This window comes from Streptomyces sp. CA-251247 (genome assembly GCF_050952975.1).
In the GTDB taxonomy this organism is placed as follows: Bacteria; Actinomycetota; Actinomycetes; order Streptomycetales; family Streptomycetaceae; genus Streptomyces; species Streptomyces achmelvichensis.
The window spans coordinates 1,525,280-1,543,396 of the sequence record NZ_CP191861.1; the positions used below are offsets into that span (position 1 = coordinate 1,525,280).

Annotated in this window: 17 protein-coding genes; 4 read left to right on the forward strand and 13 right to left on the reverse strand. The window is 72.8% G+C overall.

Features of this window, described 5'->3' with window-relative positions; all coding sequences use genetic code 11:
- Positions 1–185: 185 nt before the first annotated feature.
- From pheT to infC, 7 genes are all read right to left on the reverse strand, one after another.
- Positions 186–2,714 carry a phenylalanine--tRNA ligase subunit beta gene (gene pheT, locus ACQPWZ_RS06700; RefSeq protein WP_433570891.1) on the reverse strand — a complete coding sequence of 843 codons (2,529 nt, stop codon included), beginning with the start codon at positions 2,712–2,714 and terminating at the stop codon, positions 186–188.
- Positions 2,714–3,841: a phenylalanine--tRNA ligase subunit alpha gene (gene pheS / locus ACQPWZ_RS06705; protein WP_340472170.1), complete on the reverse strand. Its 1,128-nt coding sequence runs from the start codon at positions 3,839–3,841 to the stop codon at positions 2,714–2,716. The genes pheT and pheS overlap by 1 nt, the downstream gene beginning before the upstream one ends.
- A gap of 114 nt (positions 3,842–3,955) precedes the next feature.
- Entirely contained in the window at positions 3,956–5,077 is a 1,122-nt protein-coding gene (locus tag ACQPWZ_RS06710) for a sensor histidine kinase (protein ID WP_356706013.1), read from the reverse strand.
- A gap of 100 nt (positions 5,078–5,177) precedes the next feature.
- Positions 5,178–6,017, reverse strand: a complete 840-nt coding sequence (locus ACQPWZ_RS06715) for a TrmH family RNA methyltransferase (RefSeq protein ID WP_340472172.1) — start codon at positions 6,015–6,017, stop codon at positions 5,178–5,180.
- Between the two features lie 112 nt (positions 6,018–6,129).
- Positions 6,130–6,516 (reverse strand): 50S ribosomal protein L20, encoded by a 387-nt coding sequence (gene rplT, locus ACQPWZ_RS06720; RefSeq protein ID WP_114037952.1) that lies wholly within the window; start codon positions 6,514–6,516, stop codon positions 6,130–6,132.
- Positions 6,517–6,626: 110 nt separating this feature from the next.
- On the reverse strand, positions 6,627–6,821 hold the full coding sequence (gene rpmI / locus ACQPWZ_RS06725) for a 50S ribosomal protein L35 (protein WP_313947359.1): 195 nt from the start codon (positions 6,819–6,821) through the stop codon (positions 6,627–6,629).
- Positions 6,822–6,938: 117 nt separating this feature from the next.
- Positions 6,939–7,613 (reverse strand): translation initiation factor IF-3, encoded by a 675-nt coding sequence (gene infC / locus ACQPWZ_RS06730; RefSeq protein ID WP_433573774.1) that lies wholly within the window; start codon positions 7,611–7,613, stop codon positions 6,939–6,941.
- A gap of 401 nt (positions 7,614–8,014) precedes the next feature.
- Between infC and ACQPWZ_RS06735 the strand changes: the two genes are divergently transcribed.
- Complete coding sequence (locus ACQPWZ_RS06735) at positions 8,015–8,377, forward strand: DUF1844 domain-containing protein (RefSeq protein WP_313947357.1); 363 nt, start codon at positions 8,015–8,017, stop codon at positions 8,375–8,377.
- Here ACQPWZ_RS06735 and ACQPWZ_RS06740 read toward each other — a convergent pair.
- Complete coding sequence (locus tag ACQPWZ_RS06740; protein WP_433570892.1) at positions 8,368–9,120, reverse strand: SseB family protein; 753 nt, start codon at positions 9,118–9,120, stop codon at positions 8,368–8,370. The two genes, ACQPWZ_RS06735 and ACQPWZ_RS06740, sit on opposite strands and share 10 nt — an antisense overlap.
- A gap of 95 nt (positions 9,121–9,215) precedes the next feature.
- On the opposite strand from ACQPWZ_RS06740, the gene ACQPWZ_RS06745 reads away from it, so the two are divergent.
- Complete coding sequence (locus ACQPWZ_RS06745) at positions 9,216–10,112, forward strand: serine hydrolase (protein WP_433570893.1); 897 nt, start codon at positions 9,216–9,218, stop codon at positions 10,110–10,112.
- Between the two features lie 105 nt (positions 10,113–10,217).
- On the opposite strand, the gene mycP is transcribed toward ACQPWZ_RS06745, so the two are convergent.
- Positions 10,218–11,393, reverse strand: a complete 1,176-nt coding sequence (mycP, locus tag ACQPWZ_RS06750) for a type VII secretion-associated serine protease mycosin (protein WP_433570894.1) — start codon at positions 11,391–11,393, stop codon at positions 10,218–10,220.
- Positions 11,390–12,175, reverse strand: coding sequence for a hypothetical protein (locus ACQPWZ_RS06755; RefSeq protein WP_433570895.1), 786 nt, complete (start codon positions 12,173–12,175; stop codon positions 11,390–11,392). Before ACQPWZ_RS06755 ends, mycP begins: the two co-directional genes overlap by 4 nt.
- Between ACQPWZ_RS06755 and ACQPWZ_RS06760 the strand changes: the two genes are divergently transcribed.
- A complete protein-coding gene (locus tag ACQPWZ_RS06760; protein ID WP_356706018.1) occupies positions 12,168–12,446 on the forward strand; it encodes a hypothetical protein in 279 nt (92 codons plus the stop codon). The genes ACQPWZ_RS06755 and ACQPWZ_RS06760 overlap by 8 nt on opposite strands.
- Before the next feature lie 1,210 nt (positions 12,447–13,656).
- Positions 13,657–14,859 (forward strand): amino acid deaminase/aldolase, encoded by a 1,203-nt coding sequence (locus ACQPWZ_RS06765; protein ID WP_340472178.1) that lies wholly within the window; start codon positions 13,657–13,659, stop codon positions 14,857–14,859.
- Positions 14,860–14,972: 113 nt separating this feature from the next.
- Here ACQPWZ_RS06765 and ACQPWZ_RS06770 read toward each other — a convergent pair whose 3' ends face one another.
- The 3 genes from ACQPWZ_RS06770 to ACQPWZ_RS06780 are packed head-to-tail and all read right to left on the reverse strand — an operon-like array spanning position 14,973 to position 18,111.
- A complete protein-coding gene (locus ACQPWZ_RS06770) occupies positions 14,973–15,908 on the reverse strand; it encodes a DUF2510 domain-containing protein (protein WP_433570896.1) in 936 nt (311 codons plus the stop codon).
- Positions 15,909–15,951: 43 nt separating this feature from the next.
- Positions 15,952–16,737 carry a 3-oxoacyl-ACP reductase gene (locus tag ACQPWZ_RS06775; RefSeq protein ID WP_433570897.1) on the reverse strand — a complete coding sequence of 262 codons (786 nt, stop codon included), beginning with the start codon at positions 16,735–16,737 and terminating at the stop codon, positions 15,952–15,954.
- A gap of 6 nt (positions 16,738–16,743) precedes the next feature.
- On the reverse strand, positions 16,744–18,111 hold the full coding sequence (locus ACQPWZ_RS06780; RefSeq protein WP_433570898.1) for an aldehyde dehydrogenase family protein: 1,368 nt from the start codon (positions 18,109–18,111) through the stop codon (positions 16,744–16,746).
- Positions 18,112–18,117 lie beyond the last annotated feature (6 nt).

Consider the following 18,117-nt stretch of genomic DNA (forward strand, 5'->3'; position numbering starts at 1 on the left):
CCTTTCGCTGCACTGGTTGCAGAAGGCGAGCGATTGGAGGATTCCGGCCCGGGTACGGCGCCTGCACGCCGTACCCACGACAACACCGGCGAGGCAGGTTCCCCAGCCTCGCCGGTGTTGGCATGTCCCTCACGGTTTCCCGCGAGTGTCGTGCATGGCGTCCGGAGCGGGCCCCGGTACGCGCGTCAGGCTCCGCGCAGGACCGCTCCCGTACGCTCCGACGCCAGAGCCACCGCCGCGTCCCGCGCGGCCGACGCCTCCTCGACCGTCAGCGTCCGGTCGGGCGCACGGAACCGCAGCGCGTACGCCAGCGACTTCTTGCCCTCACCGATCTGCTCGCCGGTGAAGACGTCGAACAGCCGGATGGACTCCAGCAGTTCGCCCGCGCCGTCGGTCAGCGCCTTCTCCACCTCGGCGGCCGGGACCTGCCCGTCCACGACCAGGGCGACGTCCTGGGTCGCGACCGGGAAGGTGGCGATCCGCGGAGCCGGTACCGTGCCCGCGGACGCCTGCTCGACCAGGTCCAGGTCGAGCTCCATGGCGCAGGTGCGGGCGGGCAGTCCGAGTGCCTTGAGGACACGCGGGTGCAGCTCGCCGGCGTGGCCCGCGATGCACTCCTCGCCGTCCACCACCACGACCAGCTCGGCGCAGCGGCCCGGGTGCCACGGGCCGTACTGGCCCTGGCGCACGGTCAGTTCGGTCCTGGCCTCGGCGGCGATGGACCGGGCGGCCTCGACCGCGTCCGCCCACTCGGCCGGACGGCCCTTGCCCCACCAGCCGGCCTGCTCGCGGGCGCCCGCGAGGACGACCGCCGCGTGCCGCGGCTGTGCGGGCAGCACGGCGTCCAGCTCGGCGATCTCCTCGTCGGTGGGCCTGCGGTCCACCGGCAGCCGCAGCGCGACACCGGGCGTCTCACCGGCCTGGAAGACCAGACCGGTCTCGAAGAGCGCGAGGTCGTGGCTGCCGCGGCCGTCGTTGCGGCGCAGCGCGCCGAGCAGCCCGGGCAGCAGCGTCGAGCGCAGCGCGGGCTCCTCGTCGGAGAGCGGATTGACGAGCGTGACCAGGCGCCGCTTCGGGTCGTCCGCCGCGAGACCGAGCTGGTCGAGGACCTGCTCCCCGATGAACGGGTAGTTCAGCGCCTCGACATAGCCGGCGCCGGCCAGCGCACGGCCGAGGCGGCGGTGCAGCCGCTGGCGCTCGGTGAGCCCGCGTCCCGGCGGCGGCTTGGGCAGCGTCGAGGGCAGGTTCTCGTACCCCTCCAGCCGGATGACCTCTTCGGCGAGGTCGTTGGGTGCGGCGAGGTCGGGCCGCCACGAGGGGACGGTGACGACGAGCTCGTCCTGGCCGTAGACGTCGCAGCCGACCTCCTGGAGGCGGCGGACGACGGTCTCGCGGCCGTAGTCGACGCCCGCCACCCGGTCGGGGTGGTCGGCGCGCATGGTGACCGTACGCGGCGCGGACGGCGCGACGACGTGGGTGACGCCGGCCTCCGCGGTACCGCCGGCGAGCAGCACCAGCAGGTCGACGGTGCGCTGCGCGGCGGCCGCGCCGGCCTCCGGGTCGACCCCGCGCTCGAAGCGCCGGGACGCCTCGGACGCCAGCTTGTGCCTGCGGGCGGTACGGGCGATCGAGATCGGGTCGAAGTGCGCGGCCTCGATGACGACCTCGGTCGTGCCCTTGACCTCGCCCGTCTCCGGGTGGGTCTCCGCGTCCGCGATCTCGGTGTTGGCTCCGCCCATCACGCCCGCGAGACCGATGGGGCCGCGGCTGTCCGTGATGACGAGGTCGCCCGCGTCGAGGACGCGGTTCACCCCGTCGAGGGTGGTGAACTTCTCGCCGGCCTCGGCCCGGCGCACGCCGATCGGCCCGTCGAGACGGGTGCGGTCGTACGCGTGCAGCGGCTGACCGAGCTCCAGCATCACGTAGTTGGTGATGTCGACGGCGAGCGAGATCGGGCGCATGCCCGCCTTCTGGAGGCGGCGCTGGAGCCAGATCGGCGACCGTGCCTCGGGGTCGAGCCCGACGACGGTGCGCGCCGTGAAGCGGTCACAGCCGATGGGGTCGGAGACGTTGACCGGGTAGCCGTAGGCGTTCGGCCCGGGGACGTCCAGGAGTGCCGGGTCGCGCAGCGGCAGGCCGTACGCGGTGGCGGTCTCACGGGCGACGCCGCGCAGGGACAGGGCGTAGCCGCGGTCGGGCGTGACGGCGATGTCGAGGACCTCGTCGAACAGCTCGAGCAGCTCGGTGGCGTCGATGCCGACCTCGTACTCGGGCGGCAGCACGATGATGCCCTTGGTGCCGTCGTCGCCCATGTCCAGCTCGCTGCTGGAGCAGATCATGCCGCGGGACATCCGGCCGTACGTCTTGCGCTCGGCGATCTGGAAGTCGCCGGGCAGGACGGCGCCGGGGAGGGCCACGACGACCTTGTCGCCGACGGCGAAGTTCCGGGCGCCGCAGATGATCTCCTGCGGCTCGCCGGTCCCGTTGGCCTGGCCGACGTCGACCGTGCAGTGGCGGATCGGCTTCTTGAACTCGGTCAGTTCCTCGATGGTGAGGACGCGGCCGACCACCAGCGGGCCCTTGAGCCCGGCGCCCAGCTGCTCGACGGTCTCGACCTCGAGGCCGGCGGCGACAAGCCTGGTCTGTACGTCACGGCCGGTCTCCGTCGCCGGCAGGTCGACGTACTCCCGCAGCCATGAAAGCGGGACCCGCATCAGATCTCCATCCCGAACGGCCGGGTGAACCGGACGTCACCCTCGACCATGTCTCGCATGTCTTCGACGTTGTGGCGGAACATCAGCATCCGTTCGATGCCGAACCCGAAGGCGAATCCGCTGTACTTCTCCGGGTCCACACCGCAGGCGACGAGCACCTTCGGGTTGACCATTCCGCAGCCGCCGAGCTCGATCCAGCCCTCGCTGGAGCAGGTGCGGCAGGGCCGGTCGGGGTTGCCGACGGACTCGCCCCGGCACACGTAGCAGAGCATGTCCATCTCGGCGGACGGCTCGGTGAAGGGGAAGTAGTTCGGGCGCAGCCGGGTCTTCATGCCCGCACCGAAGAGCGCCTGGACCATGTGGTCCAGGGTGCCCTTGAGGTCGGCCATGGTCAGACCCTCGTCGACGGCCAGCAGCTCGATCTGGTGGAAGACGGGGGTGTGGGTGGCGTCCAGCTCGTCGGTGCGGAACACCCGGCCGGGGCAGACCACGTAGACCGGCGGCTCCCGGTCGAGCAGCGAGCGGGCCTGGACCGGGGAGGTGTGCGTACGCAGCACGACGCCGGACTCGTCGCCGTCGGTGCCCTCGGGCCCCTGGACGAAGAAGGTGTCCTGCATCTGCCGCGCCGGGTGGTCCGGCGTGAAGTTCAGGGCGTCGAAGTTGAACCACTCCGCCTCGGCCTCGGGGCCCTCGGCGACCTCGTACCCCATGGAGACGAAGACGTCCGCGACGCGCTCCATGAGTGTGGTGAGCGGGTGGCGGGCGCCGGCCGGGATCCGGTCGTACGGCAGCGTGACGTCCACCGCCTCCTCGACCAGCACGCGGGTGTCGCGCTCGGCCTCCAGCTCGCCCTGACGGGCGGCGAGCGCCTTGTTCACGGCGCCGCGTGCCTGGCCGACGCGCTTGCCCGCTTCGGCCTTCGCCTGCGGGGGCAGCGCGCCGATCTCACGGTTGGCGAGCGCGAGCGGCGAGGTACCGCCGGTGTGCGCGACCTTCGCGTGGGCGAGCGCGTCGAGGTCGCCGGCGGCCGCGAAGGCGGCGAGCGCCTCGTCCCGCATGCGCTCGATCTCTTCCGGTTTCAGTGCCTCGACCTCGACAGGGTCGTACGACTTGTTCGGTGCCGACATCTCTTCCCGTGCTTCCGATTGGCTGATGGCGCGGCCTTGCTCGACGAATGAGGACGCAAAGGTGCCAAAAGCCGAGTCTAAAGGTCGCTTGGACGCTGCGAAGCCCGTGGGCGCCTACGCCAGATAGGCGGGGGCGCCGACGGGCAGAATAAATCGGAACTCGGCACCGCCGCCGGGACCGCGGCCCACCGTGATCGTGCCGCCGTGCGCCTCGACGATGCCCTTGACGATGTAGAGGCCCAGACCCGTCCCACCGCGCTTGCTCCCCCGCCAGAAGCGGGTGAAGACACGGCCCATCGACTCCTCGGGGATGCCGGGGCCTTCGTCGCTCACGGTGACGGCCGTTCCCTTCTCGTCGTCCTTCGCCGATGCCGGCGCCACCTCGATGGTGACGGTTCCGGCGCCGTGGCGCACCGCGTTTTCGAGCAGGTTGCCGAGCACCTGGTCGATCTTGTCGGGGTCCGCCCACAGATCGGGAAGATCATGGCGGATGCGCAGCAGGAACCGGTCGGCGCTCTGGCCGCTGGCTATGTGGGCCTGGACGTGGCGGCCGACGGCCGCGGACATGTCGACGGGCTGGCGGCGCACCTCGAGGCGTCCCGAGTCGATACGGGAGATGTCGAGCAGTTCGGCGATGAGGCGGGTGACCCGGTTGGCGTCGGCGTCGACGGTCTCCAGCATCAGCCGCTTCTGATCGTCGGTGAAGCGTTCCCACTTGGCCAGCAGGGTCGCCGTGAAGCCCTTGACAGAGGTGAGCGGCGAGCGCAGTTCGTGGGCGACCGTGGCGATCAGCTCGGCGTGGCTGCGTTCGGTGCGGCGGCGGGCCTCGGTGCCGCGCAGGCTGACGACGAGCCGGCGTATCGGCCCGGTGGGGCGCTCGCGGACGTACCGGGCGGAGACCAGTACCTCACGGCCGCCCGGCAGCAGGAGGTTGCGCTCGGGCTGGCCGACGCGGGTGGCGAGTCCGCCGTACGGATCGGTCAGGGTCCACCAGCGGCGGCCCTTGAGGTCCTCCAGCGGGAGCGCCTGCTCCAGGGGATGTCCGAGGGCGTCGCGCCGGGCCACGGCGGTGATCCTGACGGCGGCGTCGTTGAAACAGATCACCCGGCCCGTCTCGTCGGCCACGACCAGTCCGTCGGCGAGATCGTCGGGGTCGATGCCGGACCACCCGGGTCCGTCGGAAGGACCCCGCAGAGCCCCGTGCGTCTCCGCGGGCCCGCTCGTCCCGACAGCCATATCCCCGTACCCCACCTCTCCGCCGGCGCAGTGGGTCCCCGAGCCCGTCACCCTACTAGCTGAAGGTGACGGAGCGGACCCCCTGAGCGAGTACCGCCGGTCAGCGGGTACTGCCTGCGCGCTGGGCACGCGCCGAGGCATAGAGACATACGGCCGCGGCGGTCGCCAGGTTCAGGCTCTCGGCCTTTCCGTGGATGGGCACCCGGACGACCGCGTCGGCGAGCGCGCGGGTCTCCTCGGGCAGCCCCCAGGCCTCGTTGCCGAAGATCCAGGCAGTGGGTCCGCCCATGGTTCCGGCGTCGAGTTCGTGGTCCAGGTCGTCCTCGCCGGCGCCGTCGGCCGCGAGGACGCGTACGCCCGCGTCCTTCAGTCCCTGGACGGCACGCTCGACGGGAACGCCGGTTGCCACGGGCAGATGGAAGTGGGATCCGACGGACGCGCGGACGGCCTTGGGGTTGTAGAGGTCGACGGAGGCGTCGGTGAGGACGACGGCGTCGGCACCGGCGGCGTCCGCGCAGCGCAGGACGGTGCCGGCGTTCCCGGGGTCGCGCACATGGGCGAGGACCGCGACCAGGCGGGGCCGCGCGGCGAGGACCGCCTCGAACGGCGAGTCCAGGAAGCGGCAGACACCGACGAGCCCCTGCGGGGTGACGGTGGTCGAGATGTCGGCGATCACCGACTCGTCGGCGAGGTGCACCCGGGCTCCGGCGTCGCGTGCCGCGCCGATGATCTCGGCGTACCGCTCGGCCGCGTCGAGGGTGGTGAACAGCTCGACGAGGGTGGGCTCCCCGCCCGTGCGGTGCGCGGCCGCCTCGCGTACGGCCTGCGGCCCCTCGGCGAGGAACAGCCGCTCCTTGCCGCGGAAGTTCCGCTTCGCCAGCCGCCGGGCGGCGGCGACGCGCGTCGAGCGCGGGGAGATCAACTCGGGGGCGGCTGCCATTAACTCACCTTCGGGTGCGCGGGAGGGCGGTACGGACGGCGGGCCGGACGCACGCGGACCCGCAGGCCACAGGGGCCTGCGGGTCCGCGTCACATCCGGTACGACGCGCCGGTCAGGCGGCAGCCTTCGGGGCGTTGACGTCGCTCGGGAGCGCCTTCTGGGCGACCTCGACGAGCGCGGCGAACGCGTTGGCGTCGTTGACCGCGAGCTCGGCGAGGATCTTGCGGTCCACCTCGATGTTGGCGGCCTTCAGACCCTGGATGAGGCGGTTGTACGTCATGCCGTTCTGGCGGGCAGCGGCGTTGATGCGCTGGATCCACAGCTGACGGAAGTCGCCCTTGCGCTTCTTGCGGTCGTTGTAGTTGTAGACCAGGGAGTGGGTGACCTGCTCCTTGGCCTTGCGGTACAGGCGCGAGCGCTGACCGCGGTAGCCGGAGGCCGCCTCGAGGATCGCCCGGCGCTTCTTGTGGGCGTTGACTGCCCGCTTGACGCGTGCCACTTGTTAACTCCTTGTAGCGGGGCTGGGGTTCACAGTTCGACTCATCCAGCCCGGAAACGAATAGGTCCCGGTCTCGGCGTCCCGTCCCCGGTCACCGGGGACGGAGGACGTCACTTGCCGAGAAGCTTCTTGATCTTCTTGGCGTCGGCCGGAGCCATCTCCGCGTTGCCGGAGAGGCGACGCGTCAGCGTGGACGGCTTGTGCTCGAGCAGGTGGCGCTTGCCGGCGCGCTCACGGAGCACCTTGCCGGAGCCGGTGATCTTGAAGCGCTTCTTGGCACCGCTGTGCGTCTTGTTCTTCGGCATCGCGCCGTTCTCTCCTCATCAGTGGCGCTCCCCCGGTGCGGACACCGGCGTGCGGGAGCGTCAGTCGTGGTTACTGGTCCGAGCGAACCCGGGGCGCCTGGGTGGCACCCCTGCGGGTCACGCCTCGGAAGGCGTCTCGGTGGGGCTCTCGGCCTCGGCCTCGGCTTCGGCCTCGGCAGGTGCGTCGGCGTGAGCCTTGGCGCTGCCGGCCTTGCGTGCGGCCTGGGCCTCACGCGCCTCGGCCATGGCCTCGGTCTTCTTCTTGTGCGGGCCGAGAACCATGATCATGTTCCGGCCGTCCTGCTTCGGGTTCGACTCGATGAATCCGAGGTCCTCGACATCGGAAGCGAGACGCTGGAGCAGGCGGAAACCAAGCTCGGGTCGGGACTGCTCACGACCACGGAACATGATCGTGATCTTGACCTTGTCCCCCTGCTTGAGGAACCGGACGACGTGACCCTTCTTGGTGTCGTAGTCGTGCGGGTCGATCTTCGGCCGGAGCTTCATCTCCTTGATGACCGTGTGCGCCTGGTTCTTGCGCGCCTCACGGGCCTTCATGGCCGACTCGTACTTGAACTTCCCGTAGTCCATGAGCTTGCACACGGGCGGACGGGCGGTCGCCGCGACCTCGACCAGGTCGAGGTCGTACTCCTGCGCAAGTTCAAGGGCCTTGGCAAGCGGAACAATCCCGACCTGCTCGCCGCTGGGACCGACAAGTCGCACTTCGGGAACGCGAATCCGGTCGTTGATGCGGGGCTCGGCGCTGATGGATCCTCCTCGGTAGCACCACACGACTGTCTGGCAGACAGCCGCGTAACGTCTGTTTTCAGTGAGACCAACCGCACCGGAAAGCGAAAAATGCCCCGGACGGGACACAGGCGGGAGCTCCTCTAATACCGGAACACCGCCGCGTCGACCGCGGGGCGTACATCGGGCGACTCCATCGTCCGTACGGAACGATGGGCGCCGCCTGACCGGTGACCCGCCGTCCCGAGGGACAGCCAGGTGGGAGATCGGAGCCTCCACTTGTGGGCCGGGCACACAGGTGTCCGGCCGGTCGTCACACAAGGTTAGCAGCTCTGGCCGGAAGGAGCTAACCGGTGGCCGGGAACACGTCCCGCGCGCCCTCCCCGGGACCGTGAGGCCCCGGGGAGGGGGAAGGGCTGATGAGGGGTGGGCATATCGTGTGGCACATGAGTGACGCGACCACCCCTTCCGAGTCCCCCGACTTCGACGCCATGACCCGCGACATCGCCGAGGTCCCCGCCGTCGAGGTCATCGTCACGGTCGCGGTGAACCTGATGAGCGCCGCCGCCGTCAAGCTGGGCCTGACGGAGGACGACGCCGACCACAAGGACCTGGACGAGGCGCGCAAGCTGGTGCACGCGCTGGCCGGTCTGCTCGACGCGAGCACCACCGAGATCAGCTCCTTCCACGCGGCGCCGCTGCGGGACGGGCTGAAGTCGCTTCAGCTGGCGTTCCGCGAGGCCTCGCTGGTTCCCGACGAGCCGGGCCAGGGCCCGGGCGAGAAGTACACCGGTCCGGTCTACGGCTGACCGGCCGACGAACCGACACGCACGAACAGGGGCTCGCCGGGTGGCGTGGCCGCGGCCGGCAGCAGTGCCAGGTCGAGGCCCCGCACCAGGCGGGCCCTCAGTGCGTCGTGGGCGGCGAGCGCCTGGGCGACCCGGCGCGCCGCCTCCGCGGGCACCGCGTCCTCGGTGAGGACCAGGGCCAGGGTGCCGTCGGCGGTGCCGGGGCCGAGGTGGGCGCGGAGCACCGCGGGCTCGGCCGCGACCACCTCGCGGACCGCGCCGGTGACGGCGGGATCGTCGAGCGGGTCCGCGCTGGTACGCCCCTCGGCCAGCGCCAGCAGCGCACGGCCGCTCAGCTGGTACGGCACCGGGCCGGCGAGGTCGAGCACCAGGGTGTCGGCCTTCTCGTGGGCGGCCGCCTGAAGTGCCTGGTGCAGCGGTACGGCGACGGGCCGGGCGGTGGGGTCCCAGCGGGCCAGCGAGCCGATCGAGGTGAAGGCGGGCAGTGCGCGGCGCTCCCCCGCGGTCAGTGTCGGCACGGCCATGTCGCTGGTCTTCTCGCGGCGCAGCCCGTTCTCGTCCTCCTCGACCTCGCCGAGGACGGCGACGACGGGGACGAGGAGCCGGGCGCCCCTGAGAGCCTGAAGCACCGGCCCCTCGGCGGTCCGGTCCTCGGCCCATGCGGCGAGCGCCGCCTCCAGGGCCGGATCGGCGTTTCCGTCGTCGTCGGAGAAACCGGGGTCGGGAATGTTCTTGAGCTCCACGCACCGAGCCTAACCCCGGTGCCACAGGCCCTTTCTCACCGGACCCGTAGGCGGGACACAGCTGTCTGCCAGGTGCGGTCCATAGTTTCCGGCTCATGCCTCCCCGCCATGCTGCGCGCACCCGCCGACCGGTCGTCCTCACTGCGGTGACAGTGGCGGCCGTGGTGGGCAGTTGCGTCGCCGCGGGCACCTACTCCCTCGGGCGCACACCGGACGCGGTGCCGTCCGCCGCCGTATCGTCGCCCTCGCCCGCTGCGTCGTCGCAGGGGACGGTTCGGACGGCGGAGGCTGCGGTGGATCTCGATGCGGCGCTGGCCAGGGCGCTGGAACCGGTCGACGGACGGGCCGGCGGCTCGCTGTCGGCCGCGGTGCTGGACACCGCGAGCGGGGACACGGCGGTCTACGGGAGCAAGGCGTACGACACCGCCAGCATCGTCAAGGTCGGCATCCTGGCGGCTCTGCTGCTCCGGGCCCAGGACGCCGGACGGACGCTGACCGCCGAGGAGCGGACCCGGGCGGCCGCCATGATCCGGCTCAGTGACAACGACGCCGCAACGGCGCTCTTCACGGCCATCGGAGGGGCGGCAGGGCTCGACGCGGCCCACGCGCGGCTCGGCCTGACCGAGACGGCCGCCGCGGACGCCTGGGGGCTGACGCGGACCACGGCCCGGGACCAACTGGTGCTGCTGCTGGCCGTGTTCGGCGCGGATTCGGAGCTGAACGAGACCTCGCGCTCCGCTGCACAGACGCTGATGGCGGACATCGCCGCGGACCAGGACTGGGGGGTGTCGGCGGCGGGCACCGGCTGGGCGCTGAAGAACGGCTGGATGCCGCGGACCGCGACCGGGCTCTGGGACGTCAACAGCATCGGACGCGTGTCGGTGGACGGCCGGGTCCTGCTGGTCGCGGTCCTCTCCGAGGGGCACGCGACCAAGGAGGCCGGCATCACGGTGGTGGAGTCGGCCGCGCGGGCGGCGGTCGGCGCGATGTGAGGCGGTCGGCGCGGAGGCACGCGGCTGGGCCGTCGGAGCCAAAGGGGACGGCGGCCGGCGGCACCGTGGCATGGGCGCACCCGGGGGCGCCGGGACGGGTGACCGTCAGCTGCGTGGGGCGCGGCCGCCGCGCCACAGGACGACGGCACCCGCGAGCACCAGCGCCCCGACGCCGCCGGCCACCGGCGCGAGCCAGCCCGCCGGTTCCGCGCTGTCCTTCGCGGGGTCGGGGCCGCCCCCGAAGTACTGCTTGTCGTAGCCCGCCTTCGCCGCCTTCGGATCCGCGGGACGCAGCTTCGCCGCCGCCTTGATCGCGGCCGCCGGGTCCACCATGCCGTGGCCCCGGGCGTCGTCGCGGCCGCCCTTGGGGCCGTTGCGCGCGGTGTCGGCCAGGAGCTTCTTGATCTGGGCGGGCGTCAGGCCGGGGTGCGCCGACCGTACGAGGGCGACGGCACCCGAGACGAACGCGGCGGCCGCGCTGGTGCCCCAGCCCTGGTAGTACTTCCGGTCGGGGTCCGGGATGACGATGTCGACGCCGGGCGCGCTGACGGTGGCGTACCAGCGGCGGGTGGAGAAGGCGGCGTGGGTGCCGAAGCGGTCGACGGCGGTCACGGCGATCACGCCGGGGTAGGCGGCGGGGTACGAGATGTGGTCGCCCTTCTCGCCGCCGTTCCCGGCCGACGCCACGATCACGGAGCCCTTGGCCAGGGCGTACTGGACGGCGGCGTCCTCGCCCGCTTCCGCGTGCGCCGACTCGCTGTCGTCGCCGAGCGACATGTTGATCACGTCGGCGCCCTGGTCGGCGGCCCAGCGGATGCCCTGGGCGAGCGCGGTGCCGCGGGACTTGCGGGCCTTCTCGCGGGCGGCGTCGGAGCCTTCGAGGATGACGCGTACGGGAAGGATCTTCGCCTCGGGCGCGATGCCCATGACCCCGTCCTCCTGGCCCGGACCGTGGCCGTGGGCCGCGACGATGCCGGCCATCGCCGTCCCGTGGCGTGCCCAGGCGCGGTCACCGCGGCCCGCGCCGAAGCCGATGAAGTCCTTGCCCGGCAGGACGGAGCCCGCGAGGTCGGGGTGTTCGTCGTCGACGCCGGTGTCGAGCACGGCGACCGTGACGCCGTCGCCCTTGGTGGTGCGCCAGGCCTCGTCGGTGTTCATGGCCTCCAGACCCCACTGCTGGGTCCGGATGCCGTCGGCGTGCGCGGGCGCGGCCGGCAGGAGCGTGAAGGCGACGGCCGCGCACAGGGCGGCGACGCGGTGGCCGCGGCGGGTTCTGGTCATTCCGGCGCCTCCGTGGCCGTGCTGAGGGTCCGGCGCAGGGCGCCGCCGATGCCGTGCGCAAGGCCGGTGGCCTCGTGGCCGAGGCCGGCCTGGGCGGGCGCGGAGGTCGCCCCGTTCGCCTTGGCGGCGGCGGCCGGCTGCGGGTCACCGACGGTGCGGCCGTCGGCAAATCCGGAGACGGCGTAGACGATCACGGGCGCCTCGGTGAGGACGTCCACGGTCCAGCTGGCACGCTGCGGGTCGCCGAACCCGGCGGCGACGGTGCCCTTCGCCGGGAAGGCCCGGGGCATGAGATCGCGCCGCTCCGAGAGCCTTTCCTTCGCGAAGCGGGACTTCAGCGCGGCGACGGACTCCGGGTCACCGTCGGTGAAGACCAGCCCGACGGTGGTGACGTTGCTGGCCGTCGCGTCGGTGTACGTCGCGCGCAGGACGCGTGCGCAGCCGACCTGCCGCAGCGTCGTGACGAGCAGGGGGTCGAGCGACGACGCGCAGGTGCTGTCGGGTGCGACCGCTATCCGTGTCCACACCCGGTCGGCGCCGCCGGGGCCCGCGCCGTCGCCGGTGAGCGTCCGGGGGAAGAGCGTGTCCACGGGGGCGCTGTGCCAGAGCGTGCGGGCATCCGCGTACGCGGTGTCCGTCGCGGGATCGGCACTCGAGTCCCCGGTGAGCCAGCTGCCGGTGGCGGCACCGCCGATGAGCCCGAGCCCGAGGACGACACAGCCGATGGCACCGATCGCGCGCAGCGGACGGCGGGCGCGTACGGGACGCAGCCGCGTGGTCATTTCGCTCGGCGTCTCCGGCGGCACCCAGGAGTACGCGGACGGCGTCGCGCCCGGACGCGGAGTGAGATCGACGGCTCCGACCGGCCTCCGCCGCGGCGGCGCGGCGGGCCGGGGCGGCGCCTCGGGCGGCGGTCCGCCCGCGGGCGCGGACCGGGGCGCGGTGATGGGCCGCAGCCGGGTGGTGGTCTCCACGGGCGGTGTGTCGGGCCGCGGCGGCGCGGCCGGGGGCTCCATGATCCGGGCGGCGAACGGCGCCGCGCTCTCGCGCTGAGGCTCCTGGGGCCACGGGCCGATCCGCCCGCGCCGGTCCGTGTCCGTCCCGGCGTCCGCACCCGGGCGGCGGGGCGGCACGTCGGCCCGGGGCGTCACCGGGTGACGGTCGGTGGTCGCGGGGCGCGGGCTGTGCGAGGACTCCGGCCGTCGTGCCGCCGGGGGCCGCCCGGGCTGTGCGTCGGGCCGCGGCGGTACGGAGTGGCGGTCGGTGGTCGTCGGGGGCGAGCCCGGGCGACGGGCCGCGGCCTGCCCGCCGTTCGCACGGGCGGCGGTCTCGGGACCACGAGGCGCGGAAGCGGGCACGCCGTCCGGGCCGGACGGGGCAAGGCGCCGGTCCGACGACGCGGGGCGCGGCTCGCTGCCGGGACGGGGCGGCTGCCGTTCTGCCGGACGCGGCACGTGCGGGGGAGCCTCGGGGCGGCGTGCCACGGCGGACCCGGCGGACGGAGCGTTCGGCTCCGCTGCTTGCGGCGGAACCGCACGGCGGTCGCCCTCGGAACCGCCGGGGTGTTCGCCATTCGGGCGAGCGGGACGCGGCTCACGCGGAGCCGTGTGCGGAGCCGTGTGCGGAGCCTTCTCAGGGCCGTGCGGAGCCTTCTCGGGGCGGTGCGGGGCGCCGGGACGGCCGTCGGGCATCGGCGGAACCGCATGCCGGTCACCGGACGCGGGGCGACGGGCCGCCGCAGACGTACCGGGCTGTGCGTCGCCGCGCGGCGGCACGGAGGCCTGGCGCGGATCGCCGTCCCGCGACGGGCGCCGGGCGGGCGGGGCACCCTCGGGACGACGCGGTTCCGGCGCCCGGGCGGGCGGAGCGGGCGCCGCCTGCGTCTCGGGCGGAACGCGATCACCCTGCGCCGGCGTGCCGGGGTCGTGCTCCGGGGGCAGCAGATTGCGCAGACCCGACGGACGCTGCGGGCGCTGCGCCGGGGGGATTCGTGCGGAATGGGGGGCGTCCTCGTGGCGGGGCGCCGGCCGGCGGTCCGGGTCCTCGGGGCCGGGAGGGCGTTGCGCCTCCGTACTCATACGGCCCCCCGGGTCCATGTCCACGTACACCAACGGATCGCCTCTCGGGGCAGGCCCGTTCGTCACCGCGTGTGCGTCACTCTACGGGTTGAGACACCCCCCACGGCACCGAGACCCCGCCTCCGTGGGGATCTGCCCAAAACGTCCCCCTACCCCGGGGTAATCCGGTCTGGCAAGCTCGGGCCATGACTCCCCGCGCCGCTGACCGGGCCCGCTACGACAGGGCCACCGCCCATCTCGACGCTCCGCTCGCCGTCGTCGATCTCGACGCCTTCGACGCCAACGCCGGGGATCTGGTGCGCAGAGCGGGCGGCAAGCCCGTCCGCGTCGCGAGCAAGTCCGTGCGCTGCCGGGTACTGCTGGAGCGGGTGCTGGCGAGGGACGGCTTCGCCGGGATCATGTCCTTCACGCTGGACGAGTCGCTGTGGCTGGCCAGGGCCGGTTTCGACGATGTCCTGCTGGCCTATCCGTCGGCGGACCGCGCGGGCTATGCCGAGCTCGCGGGTGACCCGAAGCTCGCCGCCGCCGTGACCGTGATGATCGACGACGCGGCGCAGCTCGACCTCATCGAGGCCTCCCGCGCCGGGGGCAGGGAAGAGATCCGGGTCTGTCTGGAACTGGACACCGCGCTGCATCTGCTCGGGGGCCGGATCCGTGTGGGTGCTCGCCGTTCGCCACTGCGGGAGCCGGCGCAACTGGCCGAGCTGGCCCGCTCGATCGCCCGCCGTCCGGGTTTCCGGCTGGTGGGACTGATGGCGTACGAGGGGCACATCGCCGGTGTCGGTGATGCGATCGGCGGCCGTCCGATGCGTTCCCGGGCGATCAGGCTCATGCAGGCGACGGCCCGCAGGGAACTGGCGGCCCGGCGGGCGGCCGTGGTGCGGGCGGTCCGTGCGGTGGCGCCGGACCTGGAGTTCGTCAACGGCGGCGGTACCGGCAGCGTGCAGCACACCGCGGCAGAGGACTGCGTCACCGAGATCGCGGCGGGCTCGGGGCTGTACGTCCCGCGGCTGTTCGACAACTACACCTCCTTCTCCGGCCGTCCGGCCGCGCTCTTCGCCCAGCCCGTGGTGCGCCGGCCCGGAGTGGGTGTGGTGACGGTGCTCGGCGGCGGCTACCCCGCGTCCGGAGCCGCCGGGGCGGACCGTCTGCCGGTCCCCTATCTGCCCGAAGGGCTGCGCTACGACCCGCAGGAGGCGGCCGGCGAGGTGCAGACCCCGCTGCTCGGCTCCCCCGCGGACGACCTGCTGATCGGCGACAAGGTGTGGTTCCGGCATGCCAAGGCGGGCGAGATGTGTGAGCGGTTCGACACCCTTCAGCTGATCGAAGGGGACCGGATCACGGGGACGGCGCCCACCTACCGGGGCGAGGGCCGCACCTTCCTCTGACGGCCGGCTCCGCTTCCTCTGACCGCCGGCTCCGCCCCGTCGGATGCCCCTCCGCTCGCGGACAGACTCCGCTCATGGACCGCGTCATGGACCGAGTCCGCCGACGGGCAGGGTCAGTTGCTCGGTCCGATACTGCTGCCGACGCCTCCGCTCGCCGTGTCACCGTCCGCCCGGATGCTCGCCGCGATCCTGTCCATGTCGGCGAGCTTCGGCGCACCGGGACCGGCGTCGAAGGCGAAGCGGACGATGACCATGGCCTCGGTGCCCACGGTCGAGGGGAAGACGAGCGACTGGACGTATCCGCCGGGGCCCTTGCCGGTGACGACCCGCCAGCGCACCAGATGGCCCGCGCGCCCGGCGACGGCGAAGGACTGGGACTTGAGGACGGTGTGGGAGGTGATCCCGCCGTAGATCCGGCTGCCGAGGACGTCCTCGTCGTACGCCTTGTCCGCCGCCGTGACGATGTCCTCCTTGGCGAGGGCTTCGGGCGTGGTGGCGGAGGACCCGCCGGAGGCGATGGACGAGATCCGGCCGTGCCGGCAGAGCGACGAACCGCCGGCCGGGCATTCGTACGTCAGCTCCGTGCGCAGGGTCGCGCCGTCGTCGAGGGTGCTGTCGGACTTCTCCCAGCCCTCGGGGATCGGTATCGAGATCCCGTTGAGCTGGTCGGTGAGCACGTCGGCGTCGTCGGCGGACGCTGTCGGGGACGGTGTGTCCTGCGGGTCAGCGGAGGTGCTGACGGGTGCGGTGGCACTCGGCGCCGCGTCCGTACCGCTGTCGTCGTCGCCGGGTGCGAGCAGGACGGCCGCGGTCGCGACGGCGGCCACGAGGACGACGCCTGCGACGGCGAACGCCACGAGCCTGCCCTTCGGTCCGCCGCCCGGAGCGGCGGGCTGCGCCATCGGCACGGTGGGGGGACCGAACCCGGCGGCCGGGGTCTGCACCTGGACCGCGCGGGTGTGCGCGGTCCAGGTGGTCCCGTCCCACCAGCGTTCGGTGCCGGGAACGCTCGGATCCGGGTACCAGCCGGCCGGGGTCGTCATGCTCATCCGGCCAGCCTAGGGCCTCCACCGGGCGACCCGTTCGGGCGTTCTACACGGGTGTGACGTACGCCCCGGCGATTCCGCCGTCCACCAGGAAGTCCGTCGCGTTGATGAACGACGAGTCGTCGCTGGCGAGGAACGCCACCGCGGAGGCGATCTCGTCCGCCTCCGCGAACCGGCCCGCCGGGATGTGCACCAGACGGCGCGCCGCCCGCTCTGGGTCCTTGGCGAACAGCTCCTGGAGCAGCGGGGTGTTGACGGGTCCCGGGCACAGGGCGTTGACCCGGATGCCCTCGCGGGCGAACTGCACGCCGAGTTCGCGGGTCATGGCGAGTACGCCGCCCTTGGACGCGGTGTACGAGATCTGCGAGGTCGCCGCTCCCATGATCGCCACGAAGGAGGCGGTGTTGATGATGGAGCCCCGGCCCTGGCGCTGCATGTAGGGGATGGCGGCCTTGCAGCACAGGAACACGGAGGTGAGGTTGACGTCCTGGACGCGCTTCCACGCATCCAGTCCGGTGGTCAGGATCGAATCGTCGTCGGGCGGGGAGATCCCCGCGTTGTTGAAGGCGATGTCGACGGAGCCGTAGGTGTCGAACGCCGCCTTGAACAGCGCCTCGACCTGCTCGGCGTCGGTGACGTCGACCTGGACGAAGGTGCCCCCGACCTCGTCGGCGGCGGCCTTGCCCGCGATCTCGTCGATGTCGCCGCAGACGACGTTGGCGCCCTCGGAGGCGAGGCGGCGGGCCGTCGCCAGGCCGATGCCGCTGCCGGCGCCGGTGATGACTGCGGTACGGCCCACCAGTCGGCGGCAGATGTGTGCGGTGTCGGTCATGAGTGCTCAGGCCTCCGTGCTGATGAAGACGTTCTTGGTCTCGGTGAATGCGGTCAGGGCGTCGGGGCCGAGTTCGCGGCCGAGGCCGGACTGCTTGTAGCCGCCGAAGGGGGTCGAATAGCGGACGCTGCTGTGGGAGTTGACGGAGAGGTTGCCGGCGGCGACGGCCCGCGAGACGCGCAGGGCGCGGCCGATGTCGCGGGTCCAGATCGAGCCGGAGAGTCCGTAGTCGGTGGCATTGGCGAGCCGGATCGCGTCGGCCTCGTCGTCGAAGGGCAGGACGGCGGCCACGGGTCCGAAGACTTCCTCGCAGGCGGCCGGGGCGTCGGGGGCGATGTCGGTGAGGACGGTGGGCGCGAACCAGAAGCCGGGGCCGTCGGGGGCGCTGCCCCGGATGCCGGGCAGGTCGTCCGGGACGTAGGAGCGCACCCGGTCCAGCTGGATCTGCGAGATCAGCGGACCCATCTGGGTCTTCTCGTCGGCGGGGTCGCCCACGACGACGGACTCGATCGCGGGGGCGAGCAGGTCGAGGAACCGGTCGTACACCGAGCGCTGCACCAGGATGCGGGTCCGGGCGCAGCAGTCCTGTCCGCTGTTGTCGAGGAAGGACATCGGGGTGGCCGCGGCGGCCGCCTGGAGATCGGAGTCGGCGAAGACGATGTTGGGGCTCTTGCCGCCGAGTTCGAGCGTCACCCGCTTCACCAGCGGGGCGCTCGTGGCCATGATGCTCTTGCCGACCCGGGTGGAGCCGGTGAACACGATCTTGGCCACGCCGGGGTGCTCGACGAGTGCGTTGCCCGTCACGTCGCCCGCTCCCGGCAGCACCTGGAAGAGATGCTCGGGCAGGCCCGCTTCCAGGGCGAGTTCGGCCAGCCGCAGGGCGGTCAGCGGTGTGGTCTCGGCCGGTTTGAGGAGGACGGCGTTCCCGGCGGCGAGCGCGGGGGCGGTGCCCCAGGCGGCGATCGGCATGGGGAAGTTCCAGGGCGCGATCACGCCGATGACGCCGAGGGGTTCGAGGATGGTGATGTCGAGGCCGCCGGCAACGGGGATCTGGCGCCCGGTGAGGCGTTCCACTCCCCCGGCGGCGAAGTCGAGGAGGTCGCGGACGTTGCCGGCCTCCCAGCGGGCGTTGCCGATGGTGTGGCCGGCCTCGCGTACCTCCAGGCGGGCCAGTTCCTCGATGTGTTCGTCCACGACGCCGGCGAACCTGCGCAGCAGTCGGGCCCGGTCGGCGGGGGCGGCGGCCGCCCAGCCTTCCTGGGCCTTCGCGGCGCGGGCGACGGCGGCGTCGACCTCGGCGGCGCTCGTCGCCGGGACGGTCTCGATCACCTCGCCCGTGGCGGGGTTGACCACCTCGTGGTGGGCGTGCGTCACAACGTG

Coding starts and splice junctions, on each gene's coding strand:
- pheT (WP_433570891.1), bottom strand. CDS start 2,714: ATGCGGGTCCCGCTTTCATGGCTGCGGGAGTACGTCGACCTGCCGGCG.
- pheS (WP_340472170.1), bottom strand. CDS start 3,841: ATGTCGGCACCGAACAAGTCGTACGACCCTGTCGAGGTCGAGGCACTG.
- ACQPWZ_RS06710 (WP_356706013.1), bottom strand. CDS start 5,077: ATGGCTGTCGGGACGAGCGGGCCCGCGGAGACGCACGGGGCTCTGCGG.
- ACQPWZ_RS06715 (WP_340472172.1), bottom strand. CDS start 6,017: ATGGCAGCCGCCCCCGAGTTGATCTCCCCGCGCTCGACGCGCGTCGCC.
- rpmI (WP_313947359.1), bottom strand. CDS start 6,821: ATGCCGAAGAACAAGACGCACAGCGGTGCCAAGAAGCGCTTCAAGATC.
- ACQPWZ_RS06735 (WP_313947357.1), top strand. CDS start 8,015: ATGAGTGACGCGACCACCCCTTCCGAGTCCCCCGACTTCGACGCCATG.
- ACQPWZ_RS06745 (WP_433570893.1), top strand. CDS start 9,216: ATGCCTCCCCGCCATGCTGCGCGCACCCGCCGACCGGTCGTCCTCACT.
- mycP (WP_433570894.1), bottom strand. CDS start 11,393: ATGACCAGAACCCGCCGCGGCCACCGCGTCGCCGCCCTGTGCGCGGCC.
- ACQPWZ_RS06755 (WP_433570895.1), bottom strand. CDS start 12,175: ATGACCACGCGGCTGCGTCCCGTACGCGCCCGCCGTCCGCTGCGCGCG.
- ACQPWZ_RS06765 (WP_340472178.1), top strand. CDS start 13,657: ATGACTCCCCGCGCCGCTGACCGGGCCCGCTACGACAGGGCCACCGCC.
- ACQPWZ_RS06770 (WP_433570896.1), bottom strand. CDS start 15,908: ATGAGCATGACGACCCCGGCCGGCTGGTACCCGGATCCGAGCGTTCCC.
- ACQPWZ_RS06775 (WP_433570897.1), bottom strand. CDS start 16,737: ATGACCGACACCGCACACATCTGCCGCCGACTGGTGGGCCGTACCGCA.